The organism is Staphylococcus sp. HMSC14C01 (assembly GCF_001808085.1).
GTDB lineage: Bacteria > Bacillota > Bacilli > Staphylococcales > Staphylococcaceae > Staphylococcus > Staphylococcus hominis.
On record NZ_KV792048.1, the window covers coordinates 51881 to 71151 of the forward strand.

Annotated in this window: 29 protein-coding genes and 1 tRNA gene; 25 read left to right on the forward strand and 5 right to left on the reverse strand. The window is 33.3% G+C overall.

Going from position 1 to position 19271, the window contains the following annotated elements:
• Positions 1 to 19 precede the first annotated feature (19 nt).
• From sdhA to HMPREF3131_RS08490, 6 genes are all read left to right on the forward strand, one after another.
• Complete coding sequence (gene sdhA, locus HMPREF3131_RS08465; protein WP_048762346.1) at positions 20 to 1786, forward strand: succinate dehydrogenase flavoprotein subunit; 1767 nt, start codon at positions 20 to 22, stop codon at positions 1784 to 1786.
• Positions 1786 to 2643: a succinate dehydrogenase iron-sulfur subunit gene (gene sdhB, locus HMPREF3131_RS08470; RefSeq protein ID WP_029376803.1), complete on the forward strand. Its 858-nt coding sequence runs from the start codon at positions 1786 to 1788 to the stop codon at positions 2641 to 2643. The genes sdhA and sdhB overlap by 1 nt, the downstream gene beginning before the upstream one ends.
• Positions 2644 to 2818: 175 nt before the next feature.
• On the forward strand, positions 2819 to 3616 hold the full coding sequence (gene racE, locus HMPREF3131_RS08475; protein ID WP_002450014.1) for a glutamate racemase: 798 nt from the start codon (positions 2819 to 2821) through the stop codon (positions 3614 to 3616).
• Between the two features lie 30 nt (positions 3617 to 3646).
• Complete coding sequence (locus HMPREF3131_RS08480; protein WP_017175711.1) at positions 3647 to 4228, forward strand: XTP/dITP diphosphatase; 582 nt, start codon at positions 3647 to 3649, stop codon at positions 4226 to 4228.
• On the forward strand, positions 4228 to 4740 hold the full coding sequence (locus HMPREF3131_RS08485) for a YfcE family phosphodiesterase (RefSeq protein ID WP_017175710.1): 513 nt from the start codon (positions 4228 to 4230) through the stop codon (positions 4738 to 4740). Before HMPREF3131_RS08480 ends, HMPREF3131_RS08485 begins: the two co-directional genes overlap by 1 nt.
• 223 nt (positions 4741 to 4963) lie before the next feature.
• A tRNA-Arg gene (locus HMPREF3131_RS08490) sits at positions 4964 to 5037 on the forward strand.
• Positions 5038 to 5089: 52 nt separating this feature from the next.
• Here the strand turns inward: HMPREF3131_RS08490 and HMPREF3131_RS08495 are convergent.
• From HMPREF3131_RS08495 to HMPREF3131_RS08510, 4 genes are all read right to left on the reverse strand, one after another.
• Positions 5090 to 6136: a tyrosine-type recombinase/integrase gene (locus tag HMPREF3131_RS08495; protein ID WP_049420380.1), complete on the reverse strand. Its 1047-nt coding sequence runs from the start codon at positions 6134 to 6136 to the stop codon at positions 5090 to 5092.
• Between the two features lie 60 nt (positions 6137 to 6196).
• Entirely contained in the window at positions 6197 to 6748 is a 552-nt protein-coding gene (locus HMPREF3131_RS08500) for an Ltp family lipoprotein (RefSeq protein ID WP_070436621.1), read from the reverse strand.
• Positions 6749 to 6847: 99 nt separating this feature from the next.
• Positions 6848 to 7309 carry an ImmA/IrrE family metallo-endopeptidase gene (locus HMPREF3131_RS08505; protein ID WP_069723836.1) on the reverse strand — a complete coding sequence of 154 codons (462 nt, stop codon included), beginning with the start codon at positions 7307 to 7309 and terminating at the stop codon, positions 6848 to 6850.
• Between the two features lie 12 nt (positions 7310 to 7321).
• Positions 7322 to 7651: a helix-turn-helix transcriptional regulator gene (locus HMPREF3131_RS08510; RefSeq protein WP_070436622.1), complete on the reverse strand. Its 330-nt coding sequence runs from the start codon at positions 7649 to 7651 to the stop codon at positions 7322 to 7324.
• A gap of 156 nt (positions 7652 to 7807) precedes the next feature.
• On the opposite strand from HMPREF3131_RS08510, the gene HMPREF3131_RS08515 reads away from it, so the two are divergent.
• The 3 genes from HMPREF3131_RS08515 to HMPREF3131_RS11350 are packed head-to-tail and all read left to right on the forward strand — an operon-like array spanning position 7808 to position 8957.
• Positions 7808 to 8050 carry a helix-turn-helix transcriptional regulator gene (locus tag HMPREF3131_RS08515; protein ID WP_070436623.1) on the forward strand — a complete coding sequence of 81 codons (243 nt, stop codon included), beginning with the start codon at positions 7808 to 7810 and terminating at the stop codon, positions 8048 to 8050.
• On the forward strand, positions 8047 to 8808 hold the full coding sequence (locus HMPREF3131_RS08520) for a phage antirepressor (RefSeq protein WP_070436624.1): 762 nt from the start codon (positions 8047 to 8049) through the stop codon (positions 8806 to 8808). Before HMPREF3131_RS08515 ends, HMPREF3131_RS08520 begins: the two co-directional genes overlap by 4 nt.
• A gap of 2 nt (positions 8809 to 8810) precedes the next feature.
• Complete coding sequence (locus HMPREF3131_RS11350) at positions 8811 to 8957, forward strand: hypothetical protein (protein WP_176743908.1); 147 nt, start codon at positions 8811 to 8813, stop codon at positions 8955 to 8957.
• 192 nt (positions 8958 to 9149) lie between these two features.
• Here HMPREF3131_RS11350 and HMPREF3131_RS08525 read toward each other — a convergent pair whose 3' ends face one another.
• Entirely contained in the window at positions 9150 to 9356 is a 207-nt protein-coding gene (locus HMPREF3131_RS08525) for a hypothetical protein (protein WP_070436625.1), read from the reverse strand.
• Between the two features lie 128 nt (positions 9357 to 9484).
• Between HMPREF3131_RS08525 and HMPREF3131_RS08530 the strand changes: the two genes are divergently transcribed.
• From HMPREF3131_RS08530 to HMPREF3131_RS08605, 16 genes are all read left to right on the forward strand, one after another.
• Entirely contained in the window at positions 9485 to 9670 is a 186-nt protein-coding gene (locus tag HMPREF3131_RS08530) for a hypothetical protein (RefSeq protein ID WP_070436626.1), read from the forward strand.
• Between the two features lie 78 nt (positions 9671 to 9748).
• Positions 9749 to 9997 (forward strand): hypothetical protein, encoded by a 249-nt coding sequence (locus HMPREF3131_RS08535; protein ID WP_070436627.1) that lies wholly within the window; start codon positions 9749 to 9751, stop codon positions 9995 to 9997.
• Positions 9990 to 10475, forward strand: coding sequence for a siphovirus Gp157 family protein (locus HMPREF3131_RS08540; protein WP_070436628.1), 486 nt, complete (start codon positions 9990 to 9992; stop codon positions 10473 to 10475). Before HMPREF3131_RS08535 ends, HMPREF3131_RS08540 begins: the two co-directional genes overlap by 8 nt.
• Positions 10476 to 11177: an AAA family ATPase gene (locus HMPREF3131_RS08545; RefSeq protein ID WP_070436629.1), complete on the forward strand. Its 702-nt coding sequence runs from the start codon at positions 10476 to 10478 to the stop codon at positions 11175 to 11177.
• Positions 11164 to 12576: a DEAD/DEAH box helicase gene (locus HMPREF3131_RS08550; protein WP_070436630.1), complete on the forward strand. Its 1413-nt coding sequence runs from the start codon at positions 11164 to 11166 to the stop codon at positions 12574 to 12576. Before HMPREF3131_RS08545 ends, HMPREF3131_RS08550 begins: the two co-directional genes overlap by 14 nt.
• 17 nt (positions 12577 to 12593) lie before the next feature.
• Positions 12594 to 13139, forward strand: coding sequence for a DUF669 domain-containing protein (locus HMPREF3131_RS08555; RefSeq protein ID WP_037541329.1), 546 nt, complete (start codon positions 12594 to 12596; stop codon positions 13137 to 13139).
• Positions 13117 to 15429 carry a phage/plasmid primase, P4 family gene (locus HMPREF3131_RS08560; RefSeq protein ID WP_070436631.1) on the forward strand — a complete coding sequence of 771 codons (2313 nt, stop codon included), beginning with the start codon at positions 13117 to 13119 and terminating at the stop codon, positions 15427 to 15429. Before HMPREF3131_RS08555 ends, HMPREF3131_RS08560 begins: the two co-directional genes overlap by 23 nt.
• A gap of 270 nt (positions 15430 to 15699) precedes the next feature.
• Positions 15700 to 16020, forward strand: a complete 321-nt coding sequence (locus HMPREF3131_RS08565) for a VRR-NUC domain-containing protein (RefSeq protein WP_070436632.1) — start codon at positions 15700 to 15702, stop codon at positions 16018 to 16020.
• A 17-nt stretch (positions 16021 to 16037) separates the two neighbouring features.
• Positions 16038 to 16466 carry a hypothetical protein gene (locus HMPREF3131_RS08570; protein ID WP_070436633.1) on the forward strand — a complete coding sequence of 143 codons (429 nt, stop codon included), beginning with the start codon at positions 16038 to 16040 and terminating at the stop codon, positions 16464 to 16466.
• The gene (locus tag HMPREF3131_RS08575) at positions 16466 to 16648 is read left to right on the forward strand and encodes a hypothetical protein (protein WP_017174805.1); all 183 of its coding nucleotides are present in this window, start codon (positions 16466 to 16468) and stop codon (positions 16646 to 16648) included. The genes HMPREF3131_RS08570 and HMPREF3131_RS08575 overlap by 1 nt, the downstream gene beginning before the upstream one ends.
• Positions 16649 to 16652: 4 nt before the next feature.
• On the forward strand, positions 16653 to 17195 hold the full coding sequence (locus tag HMPREF3131_RS08580; protein ID WP_070436634.1) for a sigma factor-like helix-turn-helix DNA-binding protein: 543 nt from the start codon (positions 16653 to 16655) through the stop codon (positions 17193 to 17195).
• Positions 17196 to 17199: 4 nt separating this feature from the next.
• The gene (locus HMPREF3131_RS08585; protein WP_070436636.1) at positions 17200 to 17646 is read left to right on the forward strand and encodes a DUF3310 domain-containing protein; all 447 of its coding nucleotides are present in this window, start codon (positions 17200 to 17202) and stop codon (positions 17644 to 17646) included.
• A gap of 2 nt (positions 17647 to 17648) precedes the next feature.
• Positions 17649 to 18365 carry an HNH endonuclease family protein gene (locus HMPREF3131_RS08590; protein ID WP_070436638.1) on the forward strand — a complete coding sequence of 239 codons (717 nt, stop codon included), beginning with the start codon at positions 17649 to 17651 and terminating at the stop codon, positions 18363 to 18365.
• Entirely contained in the window at positions 18362 to 18547 is a 186-nt protein-coding gene (locus tag HMPREF3131_RS11585) for a hypothetical protein (protein ID WP_061544523.1), read from the forward strand. The genes HMPREF3131_RS08590 and HMPREF3131_RS11585 overlap by 4 nt, the downstream gene beginning before the upstream one ends.
• The gene (locus HMPREF3131_RS08600; RefSeq protein ID WP_070436640.1) at positions 18544 to 18924 is read left to right on the forward strand and encodes a YopX family protein; all 381 of its coding nucleotides are present in this window, start codon (positions 18544 to 18546) and stop codon (positions 18922 to 18924) included. Before HMPREF3131_RS11585 ends, HMPREF3131_RS08600 begins: the two co-directional genes overlap by 4 nt.
• Positions 18925 to 19269: a thermonuclease family protein gene (locus HMPREF3131_RS08605; protein ID WP_070436642.1), complete on the forward strand. Its 345-nt coding sequence runs from the start codon at positions 18925 to 18927 to the stop codon at positions 19267 to 19269.
• Positions 19270 to 19271 lie beyond the last annotated feature (2 nt).

Consider the following 19271-nt stretch of genomic DNA (forward strand, 5'->3'; position numbering starts at 1 on the left):
TTAGGGGAGTGACAATTCTATGGCAGAGAAAAAAATTATTGTTGTCGGAGGTGGCCTTGCGGGGCTGATGTCAACAATTAAAGCTGCAGAACAAGGTGCACATGTGGACTTATTCTCAATTGTACCTGTTAAACGTTCGCACTCTGTATGTGCCCAAGGTGGTATTAATGGTGCGGTAAATACTAAAGGTGAAGGAGATTCACCATGGATTCATTTTGACGATACAGTATACGGTGGAGATTTTTTAGCGAACCAACCACCAGTCAAAGCAATGACTGAAGCTGCACCAAAAATTATCCATTTATTAGATCGTATGGGCGTTATGTTTAATAGAACAAATGAAGGATTGTTAGACTTTAGACGTTTCGGAGGTACACTTCATCATAGAACAGCATATGCTGGTGCAACTACAGGACAACAATTACTTTACGCTTTAGATGAACAAGTTCGTTCTTTTGAAGTTGATGGTTTAGTTACTAAGTATGAAGGATGGGAATTTTTAGGATTAGTTAAAGATGATGAAAATGCAGCAAGGGGTATTGTTGCTCAAAATTTAACTACTTCTGAAATTAAATCTTTCGGTTCTGATGCTGTTATTATGGCTTCAGGTGGTCCGGGTATTATTTTTGGTAAAACAACGAATTCAATGATTAATACTGGATCAGCTGCATCTATCGTATACCAACAAGGCGCTAAATATGCAAATGGAGAATTTATTCAAATACATCCTACGGCAATTCCAGGTGATGATAAATTACGTTTAATGAGTGAATCAGCACGTGGTGAAGGTGGTCGAATTTGGACTTATAAAGATGGAAAACCATGGTACTTCTTAGAAGAAAAGTATCCTGATTATGGTAACTTAGTACCACGTGATATTGCAACACGTGAAATCTTTGATGTATGTATCAATCAAAAATTAGGTATTAATGGTGAAAATATGGTGTATCTTGATTTATCTCATAAAGATCCACATGAATTAGATGTTAAATTAGGTGGTATTATTGAGATTTATGAAAAATTCACTGGTGATGATCCACGTAAAGTACCTATGAAAATATTCCCAGCAGTACATTATTCAATGGGTGGATTATATGTAGATTATGATCAAATGACAACTATTAAAGGGTTATTTGCTGCAGGAGAATGTGATTTCTCTCAACATGGCGGTAACCGTTTAGGTGCTAACTCGTTATTATCAGCGATTTACGGCGGTACAGTAGCAGGTCCAAATGCAATTAAATACGTTGAAAATATCGAAACATCATATACTGAGTTAGATGACAGTATTTATCAAAAACGTGTAGATGAAGAACAAAAACGTTTCGACGAATTACTTAATATACGTGGTACTGAAAATGCTTATAAACTTCACCGTGAATTAGGCGAAATTATGACAGCGAACGTTACAGTAGTACGTGAAAATGACAAATTATTAGAAACGGATAAAAAAATTGTTGAGTTAATGGAACGTTATCAAAATATTGATATGGAAGATACACAAACTTGGAGTAACCAAGCTGTATTCTTTACACGTCAATTATGGAACATGTTGCAACTAGCACGTGTCATAACAATTGGTGCGTATAACCGTAATGAATCTCGTGGCGCACATTATAAACCAGAATTCCCAGATCGTAATGACGATGAATGGTTAAAAACAACTTTAGCTGAATATCAAGGTGAATATGAAGCACCTAAATTCACATATGAACCTGTCGATATCAGTTTAATTCCACCACGTAAACGTGACTATACAAGTAAATCTAAAGGAGGTAAAAAATGATGGCTAACAATCAATCAGTAAAAGAAACTCCAGAAGAATTACGTCATACAGATGAACAACATAATCAAGAAACAACACATAAAGAAGAAAAACACACGCAAAAAACAGTTAAATTAATTGTTAAACGTCAAGATAACCAAGAAGCAAAATCGTATGAAGAAACATTTGAAATTCCTTATAAAGAGAATTTAAACGTGATTGCTTGTTTAATGGAAATAAGACGCAACCCTGTGAATAGTAAAGGAGAAAAAACAACGCCAGTAGTATGGGATATGAACTGCTTAGAAGAAGTATGTGGTGCTTGTTCAATGGTTATTAATGGTCGTGCACGTCAAGCCTGTTCAGCAATTGTTGACCAATTAGAACAGCCGATTCGTTTGGAACCTATGAGTACATTCCCAGTCATTCGTGATTTACAAGTCGATCGTACAAGAATGTTTGATAACTTAAAACGTATGAAGGCTTGGATTCCAATTGATGGTACGTATGATTTAGGACCAGGTCCACGTATTCCAGAAAAGAAACGTCAAACAGCATATGAATTATCAAAATGTATGACGTGCGGTGTATGTTTAGAAGTGTGTCCTAATGTAACACGTAATAATAAATTTATTGGTGCACAAGCTATTTCACAAGTACGTTTATTTGATCTACATCCAACTGGTTCAATGACTAAAGATGAACGGCTGAATGCTTTAATGGGTGAAGGTGGTTTACAAGAATGTGGTAATTCTCAAAACTGTGTTAATGCATGTCCAAAAGGTATTCCGTTAACAACGTCAATTGCAGCAATGAACCGTGAAACATCATTCCATATGTTTAAATCATTCTTTGGTTCTGATCATCAAGTAAATTAAATATGACATATTTGCCAGCAAAGTAAAAACTTTGCTGGTTTTTATTAATGGGGAATTCAATACGGATATAAATGTTTATTGAGTAAAATAAAAATGAGCAAAAATATCAATTAATGAATGATTAGGTTTGTCTATGGTAAAATAAACGTATTATGTATTATAAGGATGAATGTAAATGAATAAACCCATTGGTGTCATAGACTCTGGAGTTGGAGGACTAACTGTAGCTAAAGAAATTATGCGACAACTTCCTAATGAGACAATATATTATTTAGGCGATATCGCAAGGTGTCCATACGGTCCAAGACCTGGAGAAGAAGTAAAAACTTTTACGACGCAACTTGCTAATAAACTGATGGAATTTGATATAAAAATGTTAGTCATTGCTTGTAATACTGCAACTGCAGTGGCGTTAGAACATTTACAGCAGTTATTACCAATTCCAGTTATTGGAGTCATTGAACCTGGTGCTAGAACCGCTATTATGACTACAAAAAATCAAAAAGTTTTAATTTTAGGTACTGAGGGCACGATTAAATCAGAAGCTTACCGCCATCATATTAAAAGAATAAACCCAAATGTCGAAGTATATGGGGTAGCATGTCCAGGTTTCGTACCACTCGTTGAACAAATGCGTTATGATGACCCTACAATAACTAGTATTGTAATACATCAGACTTTAAAACATTGGCGTAACACAGATGCCGATACTGTTATTTTAGGCTGTACGCACTATCCATTATTATATAAACCTATTAATGATTATTTTGGTGGAAATAAAAAAGTTATTTCTTCTGGGCTTGAAACTGCACGTGAAGTAAGTGCATTACTTACGTTTAGTAATGAACATGCAAGCTATACGCAACATCCAAAACATCGATTTTTTGCAACAGGTGATACGGTTCATATTAAACATATCATTTCTCAATGGCTGAAATTAGATGTAGAAGTTGAACGTATAAAAGTAGATTAAATTTAAAACAGAAGTGAAAGGAAGATTTAAGTGGCAGACATTGTTATAGCTTCTAACAACAAAGGTAAAATAAATGATTTTAAAGCTATTTTTCCAAATGATAATGTTATTGGCATTTCAGAAATTATAAAGGACTTTGATGTTGAAGAAACAGGCACTACCTTTGAAGAAAATGCACGATTAAAATCTGAAGCGGCAGCTAAAGCACTCAATAAAAGAGTGATTGCCGATGATAGTGGTCTAGAAGTATATGCTCTAAATGGTGAGCCTGGTGTATATTCTGCACGTTATGCTGGTCTTGAGAAAAATGATGAGTCAAATATTGATAAAGTACTTAAAAAGTTAGAAGGTGAGACAAATAGAAAGGCACAATTTGTATGTGTCATTAGCATGAGTACGCCAAATGAACCAACACATATGTTCAAAGGAACTGTATCAGGAGAAATTACAACAGAACGTAAAGGTGATCATGGATTCGGATATGATCCTATTTTTTATCTTCCAGAGAAGAACAAAACAATGGCTGAATTAACTACAGAAGAAAAAAGCGATGTGAGTCATCGTGGAAATGCAATTAAAGCTTTAAATGAATTTTTGGAGCGTGAAAAATAATGTCTAAATGGTTAATTGTAAGTGATAATCACACTGAATCTGGAATTCTGTATCAATTATACGACTATCATAAAGACGCAGATATATGCTTACATTTAGGAGATTCTGAATTTAAATATAATGATACTGAATTAAGCTTGTATCAACGTGTAAAAGGTAATTGTGACTTTTATCCTGAATTTCCAAATGAAGACATCATTGAAAAGAACAGTGTTAAAGCATTATACACCCACGGTCATCTTTATGGTGTAAATCAAACACGTATGCGTTTGGCTGAAAAAGCACAATCTCTTGGTTGTCAATTTGCGTTTTATGGGCATACACATATAGCTAAATATGAAAAATTAGGCGACGTCCATATTATAAATCCTGGTAGTATTTCACAGTCGCGTAGTAATATAGAAGAAACATACGCAGAACTACTTATAGAGGATGAAAGTAAAAAAGCTACGCTGAATTTTAGAAATAGAGATCATCAAGTCATACAATCAATAGAATTTGAAATTAATTAACTATTAAAAGGGCTAGGACTACAATGCAAGATAGTCTAGTCCTAGCTAATTTCAAATTTGATACCAAACATTTAGCTATTTAGTTTAACTAAATAGCAACGAAGAAAGTATGTGATTAGTTGCAATTATACGTAATTAGTGGAAAATATAAACTTTTTTTATATTAAAGCTATTGCTAAATAAGATTTCTTTAGATATAATAATACTTGTGTTAAAAAATAATGTCCTGGTAGCTCAGCTGGATAGAGCAATGGCCTTCTAAGCCATCGGTCGGGGGTTCGAATCCCTCCCAGGACGCTATAACCCGTTGATATATCAACGTTTACAGCGAGCAAGTGTCAAATAAGTGTCAAGAAAATATTTCTCTGACCTTTTGGCCTTGCTCTTTTTTATGTTCATCAAGAAGATGTGTATAAACATCTAATGTGATAGCTATACTTGCGTGACCTAATCTTTTACTAATGTACTCAATTGGAATACCTTTACTAATTAAGTAACTTGCATGTGTATGTCTTAATGAATAAGGTGTGACATCTTCATTGATGTTATATTTCTTTTTAGCTTTGTTAAACACTTTAGAAATCGCTGCATGAGATAAGCCAAATAACTTATTATCAATTCTGTGTGGATGTGTCTCTAACGCTTTATATATATGCTTTAAATCATTTTTAGAAACTTCGACAAATCTATCAGCATTTTCTGTTTTAGTTCCTGGCAAGTGAATTAGTCCTTTAGTTATCAGTAAGTCATCATAGGTCATTCTATTCACTTCCGAAAATCTCGCTCCTGTAATCAAAAGTATATATAACATAATCGTACTTTTATCTGTTCTTAACCTAAAATGCTCTCTTAATTCTTCATACTGTCTAATCGTTAAAAATTTTACATCTTCTTTTTTAGCTTGTTTTGTTCCTTTTGCTTTAACGTTATATGTTGGATCTTTTTTGATATAACCATCATACACTGCATCTTTAATACAACTAGATAAATAAAGATTAACTTTTCTAACTGTTTCTGATGTTCTACCGTTTGCATAATTAGATATAAATTTTTGATATTCACTTCGAGTAATATCTTTAATCTTAATATCTTCACCGAAATGTTTTAAAAATAAATCAAGCGAGTGTTCATACCAATATTGCTGTTTTGATGATAATTCATATTTTCCATTCAACTTAAGCCATTCTTTATAATAATCTTTAAACAATCTGTTGCTATCTACTTGTTTACCATCCTCTAAATCTCTAATCAATTGTTGCGCTGCATTCGTTGCTTCAGCTTTTGTCTTAAATCCTGATTTACGTTTCTTACCCGACTTAAAAGAAGGGTGCTTTACATCATATTGCCACGATGTTGAGTTCTTATTTTTCCGTTTTGTTACTGTAAATGAAGCCATTTTTATCACTTCTCCTTAAAAAAAGTAAAAAATAATAAGGGTAGGCAAGCTACCCATAAATTAATCGTCTAAATGATCCACTGCATATTGCGCTTCTTCTTCCGTAAATTTATCACCAGAACTTGAGATTAATTGATCATAAATTCCATCTTTAGACATATTCATATCTTCTTGATAAGATTTTGCGCTTTCTAAGGCATTTTCCTTATAATCAGCTTTCAAGTGGTCAACCGCATATTGTGCATCTTCTTCTGAGAATTGGTCTCCAGCACTAGAAGTTAATTGATCATAAATTCCTTGTTTAGACATATGCATTCCATCTGCGTAGTTTTTAGCTGAGTTTAATGCTGCAGTTTGTTCTTTAGAAGCATTTTTATCTTCTTTAACTTCTGAATTACCATCATTCATTTGTTTATCGACTTCATTAACAAAGGCTCCGGTACATGATGTAAGACCAATAATTAATAGAATTAATAAAACTAAACAACCACCACAACCCCATAGCCAGCCTTTTATACGTTTTTTCTTTTTCTCTTCTTCTTGTTGTTTTTGATATTCCTGAAACTGTCTAAATTGTCTTTCTTCTTGTTCGTTATTAAATTTTTCTTCCATGACTTATCTCCTATATGTAGATTAGACTTTTATATTCATTTGTATTCTAAGGTGCATCGTCCACTTATTTATAGCACCACCACCTTTAATATGTAATATTCATATATCTTTATATTCAAACACTCGTAATGGCTCAAACTGAATAACGTATTTACCACAACGAGTGGAATAACCATATTTTTGTTTATAATGTTCAATACTTTGTAGGACAAAACTTTCTGTAACTTCAAAAAAATTAGCAAGTTCATATAAATTATGAATACCTTGCAAAAATGCTTTTACAATATCTTTTAGAGGAACTAACTTTTCATAGGCTAATCTACGTGCATAACCTTCAAATTTTCTATGATTAAAATTACTTTGATCAACTATGTTTCCATATGTAAGTTCGTTATGAGCAAGTTCCTCCGCAAGTGTTTCAAGTTTGGAAGTGATAGGCAGATTACGATTAATTAAAATCATATCCCCGAGCCATAAACCAGATAACCTTTTAGGTAAGTTATCACATTCAATGACTTCAATATAGTCATGTTCAATTAACATATCCTCATATTTCCCCACATAAAACACCCTTTATTTTCTTTTACTTCTTATGTATTCAGCGTAATCAAGAATTTCTTGCCATTCTTCATCTGTTAAATCACCATCAAGATGTGCTGCTAAATGATTAGGTTTTTCTTGTTGTTCATTTTTAGGAAAGAAATCATCAATGCTGCAATTTAAGATATGTGAAAGGTCGAATAAAACATCTTGATTAGCTTTTCTTAGACCTTTTTCGTATCTACTAATTGCTTGTCTACTAACATCTAATTTATCGGCTAATCCCTGTTGAGTTAAACCTTTTCTTTCTCTAAGGCTTTTAATTTGATTTCCAATGTAAAGTGCTAGTTCTTCTTGGTTCATTTTAAATTTCCTCCGTTGTTTTGTTAAATTTATTATACATTATATGTCACCAATTTGGTAGCTTTATTTTGCAAAAATATATTTTTTTTAGCACTTTTCTATTTACATGTCACCGTATTGGTGCTAATATTGATTTTGTAAGTGAGGTGATTACTTATGCAATATAAATTATATGCCTTGCGTAAAGGTGACTTTACTCAAGAAGAAATGGCTAAAATTTTAAATATTAGTCGTAACTCTTACATCAATAAAGAGAAAAGTAAAACACCATTCACTTCAGATGAAATGTTTATTATTTCAAATTTATTAGGTAAGAGTATGGAAGAAATTTTTTTACCACGTTGTCACCAATTAGGTGACAAAAGCACCAAAATTAATTTTAAGGAGGAACTAAAATGAATGAATTACAAGTTTTCCAAAATAAACAATTTGGAAATTTAGAAATTTTAAGTATTGAAGGTAAGGAATGGTTTCCTGCAATTCAAGTAGCAGAAATTTTAGGATATGCAAACCCTCGTGATGCTATTAGTCGTCACACAAAATCAAAGGGGGTCGTAAATCACGACGTCCTTTCTAACGGCGGAGTACAAAGTAAGAAATTCATTGATGAAGGTAACTTATATAGATTAATCACTCGTTCTAAATTACCTCAAGCAGATGAATTTGAAGAATGGGTGTTTGAAGATGTTCTACCTTCCATTCGTAAACATGGCATTTACGCAACGGACAATGTAATTGAACAAACAATTCAAAACCCTGACTACATTATCCACGTATTAACAGAATTTAAGAAAGAACGTGAAGGTCGATTAGTCGCAGAGCAACAAGTGAATGAACTTAAGCCTAAAGCAACTTATTACGACTTAGTTTTACAGAATAAATCATTACTATCAGTAAGTAAGATTGCTAAAGACTATGGAATGAGTGCGAGAAGTTTAAACAAGTTACTGCATAGCTTAGGTGTTCAATACAAGCAGGGCGACATTTGGTTGTTATATGCGAAGTATCAAGATAAAGGATACACGCACACAAGCACATATGCATTAGATGAAGAACATTCAAAAGTAACTACAAAATGGACGCAAAAAGGTCGCTTATTCATCTACGAATTATTGAAAGAACATGACATTTTACCAGTAATAGAACAGGAGGAATAACAATGAACTTTTTATACAAAGTAGCATTAGTTTTTGTAACAACAACTATATTATGGAAAATTTCAAAAATAGAAAAATATTTAAAACCTATTCAAATAGAATTTTCAGGTGTTTCTAGCGATTTAAGAGCAAGCAAATTTAGAGGATAAAAATAAGTAGAAAATAAATAATGTTTTAAAAACATAAGTAAAGGAGGCATAACCATGCTAAAGAAACTAAAAATAGCACTCCTAATCGTCATCTTGGCGGAGGAGATTAGAAGTGCTAGGAAACCAAATATCGAATTAAACGGAAAGCAACTAGCTAAAATAGTGAACGATGAAAACGCGAAGAATGCTGAATTATTTATTTTCTAATAAATCTAGTTTTTCTAAAAGTTGGATAAGCATTTCATCATTAGCTTCTCTAACAGCGCGAGTTTTATAACCACTAATTACTAAAGGGTTATTGTCTGGATTTTCATCTCTAAATATTTTTATCAATTCTTTAGCGCGTTCATTACGTTGGTTAAAAAACTCTTGTAATTCATACGGTTTGATTTTACTCATATTCACACCTCCTTAGAGGTGATTATACACGAAAGGAGTGATTGAGATGTCAGAAGAAATGTATAACTACTTTTTAAACTTCATGTACAAAGCTGGTGCATTACAAAAAGTAATTGAGGAGGAAGAACGTGAGAAAGCCAAAAGTAAGTAAAGAAGATAAAAGCATTTATATCGCTGGAACAATGGCATTAGCATTATTCACTTTTCTAACACTATGTGGAGTGTTCATTGCACAAGCATTAGGTGTAGGAGTGATTGCTGGAGTAGTAACACACGTATTCTTCAACGAATACTACTACAAAATAAAAGACTGAATGCTATCGGCAAATAGCAAACAGTCGAAGTATCAACAAATAATATTCAAGTTAATCATATAACAATGGAGGTTAGTTATGCAAGACAATATTGTTCTCACAAAAGATGAATACGAAATATTGCTTAAAGATAGTATTGATTTATCAATGTTAAGCAATGACTATAAACACTTAAAACGCAGAAACGAAGCGCTAGAAGAACATATAGAAGATTTACGAAAAGACGTTAAGTTTTATATCCGATTATACAAAAACGCCGATGCAAGAGCTAATCAATTACAGAAGATGTTAGATGAAAAAGAAATGGAGGATCTGACTAATGACTAACCTTTATGACTTATCAACAAAATATCAACAATTACTTAATATGTTAGACGAAGGTTATTCTATCGAAGATTTACAAGATACATTAGACAGTATTGAAGCAGATATGAATACCAAAGTGGATAATACAGTTGGCTTAATTAGAAGTATAGAAGCTGACACTGACGCAATAGATAAAGAGATTAAACGTCTACAAGCATTGAAGAAACAAAAGAATAATTTCATCGATAGATTAAAACAGCACTTACAAGACGCTTTAGAGGTGCAGCAAAGAGATAACTACAGAACATCAACTAACTACATTTACAAACGCAATAATCAACCTAGTCTGAATATCACAAATGAAGCACTTATCGATAAAGCGTACCGTATACCACAACCAGATAAATACGATAAAAAAGCAATGAAAGAAGATATTTTAGCAGGTGCAGATGTTGAAGGTGCAGAGTTAGTGAGTTCAACAAGTTTGGTGGTGAAGTAGATGGAATTTAATATTTCAAACGCTAAAGAGATTACAACAGATAAATCAACGTATCTCATATATGCAAAACCTGGCACAGGTAAAACGCACACATTAAATTTCTTACCTGGCAAAACACTTTATATCAACGTAGATAAATCAGAACGACCTTTAAAAGGCAATGAGAACATCGACATTTTAGAATTCAATACTCACGAAGCGTGGGAAGAGTGGGGCGAATTGATGAAATGGCTTAGTAAAAATAAAGAAACAGTTGATCAGTACGACACGATTGTCATCGACAACATATCAGAGTTATTCCGTTCAATGCTCGCTAATCTAGGGCGTAATGGTAAGAACGAGCGAGTACCTGAAATGAGCCATTATCAACGCGTAGATTTCTTCACAATAGATAGCTTGCGTTTCTTACAATCGCTAGGAAAACGACTTGTTTTTATTGCTTGGGAAACAAACTTCGAATCTTATACACCAGCAGGACAACAAATTACTCAGGCAGTACCAGATATTCGCAAAACTATTCGAGATAATGTCGCAGGGCTTTGCCAAGTGGTTGCTCGATTAGTTTTCAATGAAAAATCAGGCAAACGTGGTTTTATATTAAGTCCAAGTAACAATGTATTTGCTAAAAATCAATTAGATAATAGAGAACATTGTTTGCAAGAAGAATTGTTTAAAGTCGGTGATGTGGATGACGGAGTTTAAACTCTACGACTACCAAGAAAATCTCGTTGATCAAGCAAGGCATATATTGCTAAAAAAATCTGGTGTACTAATTCAAAGTCCTCCAGGAAGTGGTAAATCGGTCATGATTGCAGAAGTTGTAAAAAACGCTGTGAACAAAGGTAGTCACATTTTGTTTATTGTTCATCGTAAAGAATTAAGTTATCAAATCGAGAACACTTTAAAAAAACACGGTGTCGATTTAACTCATGTCGATATTCTTTCAGAAAAACGTGCAAAAAATATTTTGTCTGAACTTACACCACCTAAGATTATCGTTACTGATGAAACACATCATAGTAGAGCAAAAACTTACAAAGATATTTACGATTATTTTCCTAACGCTTTAAGAGTTGGATTTACTGCAACCCCCTGGCGTGCTAATGGTAAAGGTTTTACAGATATTTACGATGAAATGGTAAAAGGTCCAACTGTTGAATGGCTCATTAATAACCACAAACTGGCGGACTACGATTACAAAAGTGTTGTGCTTGCAGATGAAAGTAAATTAAAAAAATCAAGTACAGGCGACTTTACAAAACAATCAATGGATAAAGCGATACCTAAAGCGATATACGGCGATATTGTAGAAAACTATAAAAAGTATGCAAACGGTCAAAAAACTATTCTTTACGCACATAGTGTTGAAGCAAGTGAAAATATCGCAGAACAATTTAGAAATGCTGGTATTTACGCAGAACACGCTGATGCTAAAACAAGTGCAGTTAAAAGAAATGAAATCATGATGAATTTTAAAAGTGGCATTATCAAAGTTTTATGTAATGTTGATTTGATTTCAGAAGGCTTCGATGTTCCAGATTGTACATGCGTCATTTTAGCAAGACCAACAGATTCACTTGTTCTATTCATGCAGCAAGCAATGCGATCAATGCGATATCAACCTAATAAAAAAGCTTTAATTATTGATCATGTTGGAAATTATGCAAGACATGGCTTACCTGACACGCCACATGATTGGAATAAGCATTTTAAAGGCTACAAAAAGAAGCGTAGCAAAAAAGAAAACGACGCACCGAAGTTAACCGAGTGTCCTGAATGTTTTACTGTCTATGCTTCTGAATTAGATGAATGTCCTAATTGCGGTCATAAAAATGAAACAGAAGAAAAGAAAGATTTAGAACAAAAACATGCAGAACTTACAGACATCAAGCCTTTCAAAGTTGATTACACAATCAAACGATACAGCAAAGATTTAAAAGACAAAAAAGATTTAGAAACGTTAGAGGACTACTACCTCTATACAAAAGCGAATAACTATAAAGAATCATGGATTAAATTTAATCATCCATATTACAAACAAGCACCATTCCCAGTCTTATATGCAGACTTAAAACCAATTAAACAAAAATATAACAATTAAAAAGGAGTTTTTATACTATGGCATTATTTACTACAGATTACTCAAATTTAGAAAGCAATGATTTCAGTCCACTACCTGAAGGCGAATACGAAGTGGTTATTAAAAGCGCAACAGAACGTGCAACTAAAAATGGAAAAGAAGAAACACAATTACAACTTGTTGTAAGAAACGATTTAAAGAAAACATCAGAATTACAAGCTAAATATGCAAATAGAGTAATTTTTGTTGATGAATGGAAACGCACAATCGATGGTCAATATAAATATAAAATGGATAACTTCATGCACTACTTAAATGGTATTGGTGTTCCAGAAGGTACACCTATTGAAAGTTTTGAACAGTTACTAGATATGTTTAGAGGCAAACCAGTAAGAGTTTATGTTAAGCAAGAAGAAAACGAATATAAAGGTGAAAAACAAATCACCAATCGAGTAGCACCATGGAACTTTAAAAACACTAAATTTCCACAAGTGAATCATGAGTGGAAGTCAGATGATGATAAACCAAGCAACAATGAGTTCTCAGGTGGTGCAGAAATCAATGATGACGACTTACCTTTCTAATATTCCAGATGAATTAAAACAACTCAATAACTGGTGTGTATGGAAGTTTGAGAATAGAAACGGTAAGCGTACTAAAATACCTTTTAATGCAGCGACAGGTGAATTCGCTAAATCAAACGATAAAAGTACATGGTCCAGTTATGAAACAGCAGTTAATGCCGAAGGTGTCGATGGGATAGGGTTCTTCTTTGAACCTCCCTATCTCGGCATTGACATTGATGATATTGATGATGATCTTCATAGATTTAAACAAGGTGATAAGTTAGACAATATTGTCAGTGAATTTAACGAAGCATTTAAAAGTTATACAGAAGTCAGTCCTAGTGGTAATGGCTTACACATTATTGTAAAAGGAAAAATTCCAGGAAGTCGTAGACGTAAAGGCAATATTGAAATGTACGATAGTGGTCGTTTCTTTACAATGACTGGAAAAAATATCGGTAAATACAAAGACGTTACCGAAGTGTCAGAACAAGTATTTAAAACTATTTATAACAAATACCTACCAGATAACACTATTAAATATCCAACTACAAATAACTACCAAGAAAATATTCATAACCTTTCAGAAATTGATGTAATTAATGAAATTTACAATTCAAAACAAGCAAAGCTATTCGATGACTTAATGAAAGGGAATTATGAACCTTATTATACTTCTCATTCTGAAGCAGATATGGCGCTCGCTAATATTTTAGCTTTCTGGTGTGCAAAAGATTATTCACAAATGGATAGTATTTTCAGACAGTCGAATCTATATCGAGATAAATGGGATGAAAAGCGTAAAAATTCAACTTATGGCGAGCAAACATTATTTAAAGCAATCAATGAAGTTAATAACATTTATACCCCTAAACAAGAAAAAGAAGAAAATCCATTAAGATATGCACTTAGTCACATATTTGATGCTGAAAAGAAGGATAAAGAATATCCGATTCGCAGCTATGATGATACAGGAAATGCTGATCGTTTTATCGATAGATACGGTCATTTATATAAACACAGTTATATTACTAATAAATTCTATATCTATGACGGTCAAAAATGGAAAGTTGATGACAGAGGCGCTATTAGGAAGCTCATTGATGAAATGATTGAAAGTATCAAAAATGAAAAAGTACTTCATAGTGAAGATGTAACAGAAGAAGAAGCTAGAGAAGCCTTTCAAAAATACTACAAAAAAACTAGAGGTACACAGTCCAAGAAAAACATCATGAACGAATTAATGCACAGAAAAACAGTGACACCTGATGAGTTCGATAAAGACGATATGCTTTTAAACGTTGCAAATGGCTATATTGATTTAACAAGTAGAGAACTTTATAAACACGATATTAATCGAATGTTTTCTCAAATTGCTAATACAGACTATAGCGAGAAAATGCAACCTGCTGTATGGCTAGACTTTTTAAACGACATCTTTGCAGGAGATAAAGCAGTAATTCGATACATTCAAAAAGCATTAGGTTACTCATTAACTGGAAGTACAAGAGAACAAGTCATGTTCATTCTATTTGGTAAAGGTCGAAATGGTAAAAGTATTTTTGTTGAAACGATTGCAGAAATACTAGGTGATTATTCGAACAACATGCAAGCAAAATCATTAATGGTAAAGAAAAATGACAATGTTAATACAGATATTGCTCGTTTGAGTAAAGCAAGATTTGTCACAAGTTCTGAACCTAACGAAGGTTTTAGATTTGACGAAGGTTTAATCAAACAAATCACTGGTGGAGATAAAGTCACTGCACGTTTCTTATATGCCGAAGAATTTGAATATACACCTAAGTTTAAAATTTGGGTTTCAACAAACCATAAACCGATCATCAGAGGAACAGACGATGGTATTTGGAGAAGATTAGTATTAATTCCATTTGATGTACAAATACCTGAAGAAAAAGTTGATAAAGATCTCAAGTATAAATTACTAAGAGAAGCACCTGCAATCTTAAATTGGATGGCAGAAGGCGCATATATGTGGATGAGAGAAGGACTTGAGTTGCCAGAGAAGTTAAAAGACGCTGGTCAAACTTACCGTACTGAAATGGATGTTGTTGAGCAGTTCATTCAAGAAAAGTGCAAGAGAGCAGAGGATGTTAGAGAAACAGGAAAAGCACTTTATCAAGAATACAAGAAATGGGCAGATGAAAACAACGAGTACAAAATGGATAAGAATAAATTCGGTAAGAAACTAAAAGAGAAATTCAAAAGTAAAAGAATGACTAATGGTGTTAATTATTTAGGTGTTGAACTTGTAGAAAAATATCCTGGTTTACGCGGATTAAATTAAAAAAATGTATACCTAAATGTATACCTATTTTCATAGTTTTATAGTCTGTAAGTGTTGATATATCAAGCTTTTTAATACTTTTATGTATACCATGTATACCTATGTATATAAAAGTCCTATACAAAAATATAAAAGAATATATATGTATATATATTTCTATAGAGAAACTTTTTATCGCTAGGTATACATGATTATCTTAAAACCTTACAGCAGTAAGCGTTAGAGCCTATTTTAGGTATACATTTTGGTCTACATCATCGAGGTGATCAAGTGTCGGAACAAAAAATACAAAACGAAATAATCTTAACAATCAATCAACGTGGTCATAGACTTTGGAGAGCAAATGCTGGAAAAGTACAGACGAAAGATAACAGAATAATCAAATTACTCCCTAAAGGGTTTCCTGATACATTCGGTTATCGTAAATCGGATGGCAAGTTTATAGCAATCGAAGTAAAAACAGAAAGTGGACGATTAAGACCTGAACAAAAGAAATTTAAAGACTTCGCAAAAACGCAAAACATTTTATATGGCGTAGCAAGAAGTGTGGAAGAAGCAATCGAAATTGTGGAAGGTACGCAGAAAGCGTAAAAAGGAGAAGATGAAGAATGGTAAAGATTAAGAAGAGAGTAGCATTAGAGCCTAAAGAATTTTTAATACATTTATTAAAAAAAGAAGAAACAGAAGTAGAGTTAGACGGTTATACGTTTAATTACAACGAAGAACACTATTCATTCGACCCAGAAATAAAGGCAAATGAAGTTATAAGTTACGATCCGTATTCAAGCACTTTCACAGTTGAAGTTGAAGAAGAAATTACAGAAGACACTCAAATATATAGACTTTTAGAATTAAAAGATAGTTTTATATTCAAAGATGGTGGTTGGAAAGATTTAAACATAATGAAATCTAATATGTATGGAAACCAATCAATTTCCGAAGTAAAAAATGATGAGAGTAAAAAATTCTATATGTTAAACGAAGACGATACAATGACACTCATTTGGAAAGATGGCGAATTGGTAGGTGATGAGTAATGGCAAAACTAAAAGTTAATTTTGTAATTGAAGGTACAGCTTATATTGATGCTGAAGATGAAACACTAGACGAAGAAGAACGTGTAATGGCGTTAGCAGAAGAACGTCCTAATGAATTTGATAGACAGTTAGATATTACCAATGTAAAAAGCGTTGGTGTCATTTCAGAAGGTTGGAAGTGATCGTATGCGTGAGATAAAAATAGGAAGTCAAAAATTTTATGAAATAACTCGTGATGGTAAAACACTAACTTTACCATCACTGGCAATAAAAGAAGCTGAAAAGAACGGTATTAGCGTCGATGTACTTATAAGACGAATATCAGACGGTTGGGCATGGGAAGAAGCGACCACTAAACCATCAAGACCTCATGAAATTGTTACAGAAGTGTTTGGAGAAGAACTTTCGCTTAGTGAGATAAGTAAAGAGTACGGAATACCAAGAGGGACTTTATACAAACGATATAAAGCTGGTCTAAAAGATGAAGCATTGGTTAGTTTTGAAGGACTTCATATAGATAGATTTAAAAACGATGAGTATATAGATCAAGAAAAACTTGATGAAAGATACAAAAAGAACAAAGAAGCGATAGAGAAACAAAAGATTAAACGTTCTAAAGAAAACGTTGCTAAACACAGAGTATGCAGCGACTATTTCACAAACCTAGTAACTAACAATTTATTTATGAAAATTAAAACTGACAAATATGGCAGAGTGCAAAGGGGATAAGCGAATGGAGAATGTAAGAGTAGCAGAACTCAACCGAAATGATATTGTGCAGTTCCAATGTGCTAATAAAAAGTTTAGTGCTTTTCAAACTGCAATTGTCAATCGTGTGTACGCAGAAGAAATAAAATTTAAAACGGTATGGAAAGCGGAAGTGGAAAACCAAGGTGGCTATAAATTTACGATAACTGATAATGATGACTTTATTAGAGTGAAAGAGCCTTTCACTCGTAAGGTGGATATGGTTAAAGAACCTAATCATTATACAAGCGATGAAGGTATCGACTTAATTGAATTTTGTAAACAACAATTTACCGAAGAAGAATTTATAGGTGCAATGAAGTTCACTCAATTACGTTATGCACTTAGAACAGGTAGAAAAGAGAACGACTTACAGGATCAGCAAAAGTTAAAAGAATATGCAAATAGATTTATCGAAGTATTGGAGGGGTAAGCATGGCAAAGAAATTACCAGTATATATGTGGGAGCCATTATTCAATCGGCTTACTCGCATTTCAACTGAATATGCTCATAAAGTATTAGGTATTATACCGTCATCACTTACAGGATATATTCAAAATAGAACATATAACCAAAAGTTAGAGTGTTATTTCATTAGAGAACCTTTATCTGTTAAAGAGAAACGCCAACTTATCCAGCAAATAGAAATACCTAACGAAGTATGGAGAGAAACTAAATTAGAAGGTTTGTATGTAAGTGATCATGCTAGATTTAGAGCAAAAACTAATACAGGTTGGCGTTATTATTTTGTGTTTAATCAAAAAGGTTATCCGTCTATCAAATATCAAAAGAAACATTATCGAGCTAATAGGCTTGTTTATGAAGCGTTCTACGGAAACTTAGGTAAAGACGACGTTATCCATTCTAAAAATGGACTGAAATATGATATCAGAGCGAGTAATTTAGAAAAGACTTCTAGAGAAGAATTAGGTCGTCTTACCGGTCATAAAAGTAAACGCAGGGGCATTGTTTTTATCGGAGAACATGGCGAATTGTTAGATGAATTTAAGAGTGCAAGAGAAGCCGAGCAAGTGACGTTATACAACAGACAAACAATTTGTGATAGCTGTAATGATATTCGAAATGAATATTATTCAATCGGATATAGAGCGTTCATGTGGGCTGATGAGTACGAGAAGGTAAACGCATGATATTATCCAACACAATCAACCAACGCTATCGCTACAACACACAAGGTAAGACACCTACACAAATACAGCATGAGTTACGTGAGTTAGGTGTCAAAGGCTTTGTGGTTAAGGTAGCAGGAAGTAGAGTGACGATGAAAGTTAGTGAGTGTGACATAAAAAGGAACAGGGAGTGTTTGAGATGATACCTAAATTTAGAGCGTGGAATAAAGTAAGAGAAGAAATGATTGATGACTGTGATTTATCTATAACTTCAGACGGTAGCGTATTAGCTGGAGATTTAAATTATGATGTAGAATCAGGCATGCTTGCAGATGTTACAGATAATGTAGTAATAATGATGTCAACTAGATTGAAAGATAAGAATGGTACTGAGATTTATGAGGGCGATATTGTAAAAAATGAGTATGCTGAAACTTATGTAGTTAAATGGCTTGATGCAGGTTTTTATTTAGAAGAAAGGTACAATGGTGGTTTTGATTATTCTGAATTACATTTTGGAAATAATAAAGAAGTTATAGGCAACATCTACGAAAACCCAGAATTATTGGAGGATAACTAATTGGACATCAACAATCTATACACCTACAAAGCAACATGCACCAATGTTGTGGACGGGGACACTTTGGATATATTACTCGATTATGGCTTTGATACCTACGCTAAACGTCGTGTACGTTTGCTAGGTGTCGATACGCCAGAAAGAGGACAGGAGAACTACAAAGAAGCTACCGACTTTACTAAAACGTGTGTAGAAAACAAAGACATCTACGTGCAGACGTACAAGAGTGATGTGTTCGGTAGATATCTTGCAAATGTGTGGTACGAGGACGGGACACGTAGTTTGAATGATGATCTAAGGGACGCAGGGTTATTGAAAGAGAATTCTAAATGGAATGAGGGATAGGA

Coding starts and splice junctions, on each gene's coding strand:
- HMPREF3131_RS08560 (WP_070436631.1), top strand. CDS start 13,117: ATGATGACGACTTACCTTTCTAATATTCCAGATGAATTAAAACAACTC.
- HMPREF3131_RS08535 (WP_070436627.1), top strand. CDS start 9,749: ATGCAAGACAATATTGTTCTCACAAAAGATGAATACGAAATATTGCTT.
- HMPREF3131_RS08575 (WP_017174805.1), top strand. CDS start 16,466: ATGGCAAAACTAAAAGTTAATTTTGTAATTGAAGGTACAGCTTATATT.
- HMPREF3131_RS11350 (WP_176743908.1), top strand. CDS start 8,811: ATGAACTTTTTATACAAAGTAGCATTAGTTTTTGTAACAACAACTATA.
- HMPREF3131_RS08520 (WP_070436624.1), top strand. CDS start 8,047: ATGAATGAATTACAAGTTTTCCAAAATAAACAATTTGGAAATTTAGAA.
- HMPREF3131_RS08515 (WP_070436623.1), top strand. CDS start 7,808: ATGCAATATAAATTATATGCCTTGCGTAAAGGTGACTTTACTCAAGAA.
- HMPREF3131_RS08485 (WP_017175710.1), top strand. CDS start 4,228: ATGTCTAAATGGTTAATTGTAAGTGATAATCACACTGAATCTGGAATT.
- HMPREF3131_RS08585 (WP_070436636.1), top strand. CDS start 17,200: ATGGAGAATGTAAGAGTAGCAGAACTCAACCGAAATGATATTGTGCAG.
- HMPREF3131_RS08500 (WP_070436621.1), bottom strand. CDS start 6,748: ATGGAAGAAAAATTTAATAACGAACAAGAAGAAAGACAATTTAGACAG.
- HMPREF3131_RS08540 (WP_070436628.1), top strand. CDS start 9,990: ATGACTAACCTTTATGACTTATCAACAAAATATCAACAATTACTTAAT.
- sdhB (WP_029376803.1), top strand. CDS start 1,786: ATGGCTAACAATCAATCAGTAAAAGAAACTCCAGAAGAATTACGTCAT.
- HMPREF3131_RS08510 (WP_070436622.1), bottom strand. CDS start 7,651: ATGAACCAAGAAGAACTAGCACTTTACATTGGAAATCAAATTAAAAGC.
- HMPREF3131_RS08600 (WP_070436640.1), top strand. CDS start 18,544: ATGATACCTAAATTTAGAGCGTGGAATAAAGTAAGAGAAGAAATGATT.
- HMPREF3131_RS08590 (WP_070436638.1), top strand. CDS start 17,649: ATGGCAAAGAAATTACCAGTATATATGTGGGAGCCATTATTCAATCGG.
- racE (WP_002450014.1), top strand. CDS start 2,819: ATGAATAAACCCATTGGTGTCATAGACTCTGGAGTTGGAGGACTAACT.
- HMPREF3131_RS08525 (WP_070436625.1), bottom strand. CDS start 9,356: ATGAGTAAAATCAAACCGTATGAATTACAAGAGTTTTTTAACCAACGT.
- sdhA (WP_048762346.1), top strand. CDS start 20: ATGGCAGAGAAAAAAATTATTGTTGTCGGAGGTGGCCTTGCGGGGCTG.
- HMPREF3131_RS08570 (WP_070436633.1), top strand. CDS start 16,038: ATGGTAAAGATTAAGAAGAGAGTAGCATTAGAGCCTAAAGAATTTTTA.
- HMPREF3131_RS08545 (WP_070436629.1), top strand. CDS start 10,476: ATGGAATTTAATATTTCAAACGCTAAAGAGATTACAACAGATAAATCA.
- HMPREF3131_RS11585 (WP_061544523.1), top strand. CDS start 18,362: ATGATATTATCCAACACAATCAACCAACGCTATCGCTACAACACACAA.
- HMPREF3131_RS08555 (WP_037541329.1), top strand. CDS start 12,594: ATGGCATTATTTACTACAGATTACTCAAATTTAGAAAGCAATGATTTC.
- HMPREF3131_RS08580 (WP_070436634.1), top strand. CDS start 16,653: ATGCGTGAGATAAAAATAGGAAGTCAAAAATTTTATGAAATAACTCGT.
- HMPREF3131_RS08495 (WP_049420380.1), bottom strand. CDS start 6,136: ATGGCTTCATTTACAGTAACAAAACGGAAAAATAAGAACTCAACATCG.
- HMPREF3131_RS08550 (WP_070436630.1), top strand. CDS start 11,164: ATGACGGAGTTTAAACTCTACGACTACCAAGAAAATCTCGTTGATCAA.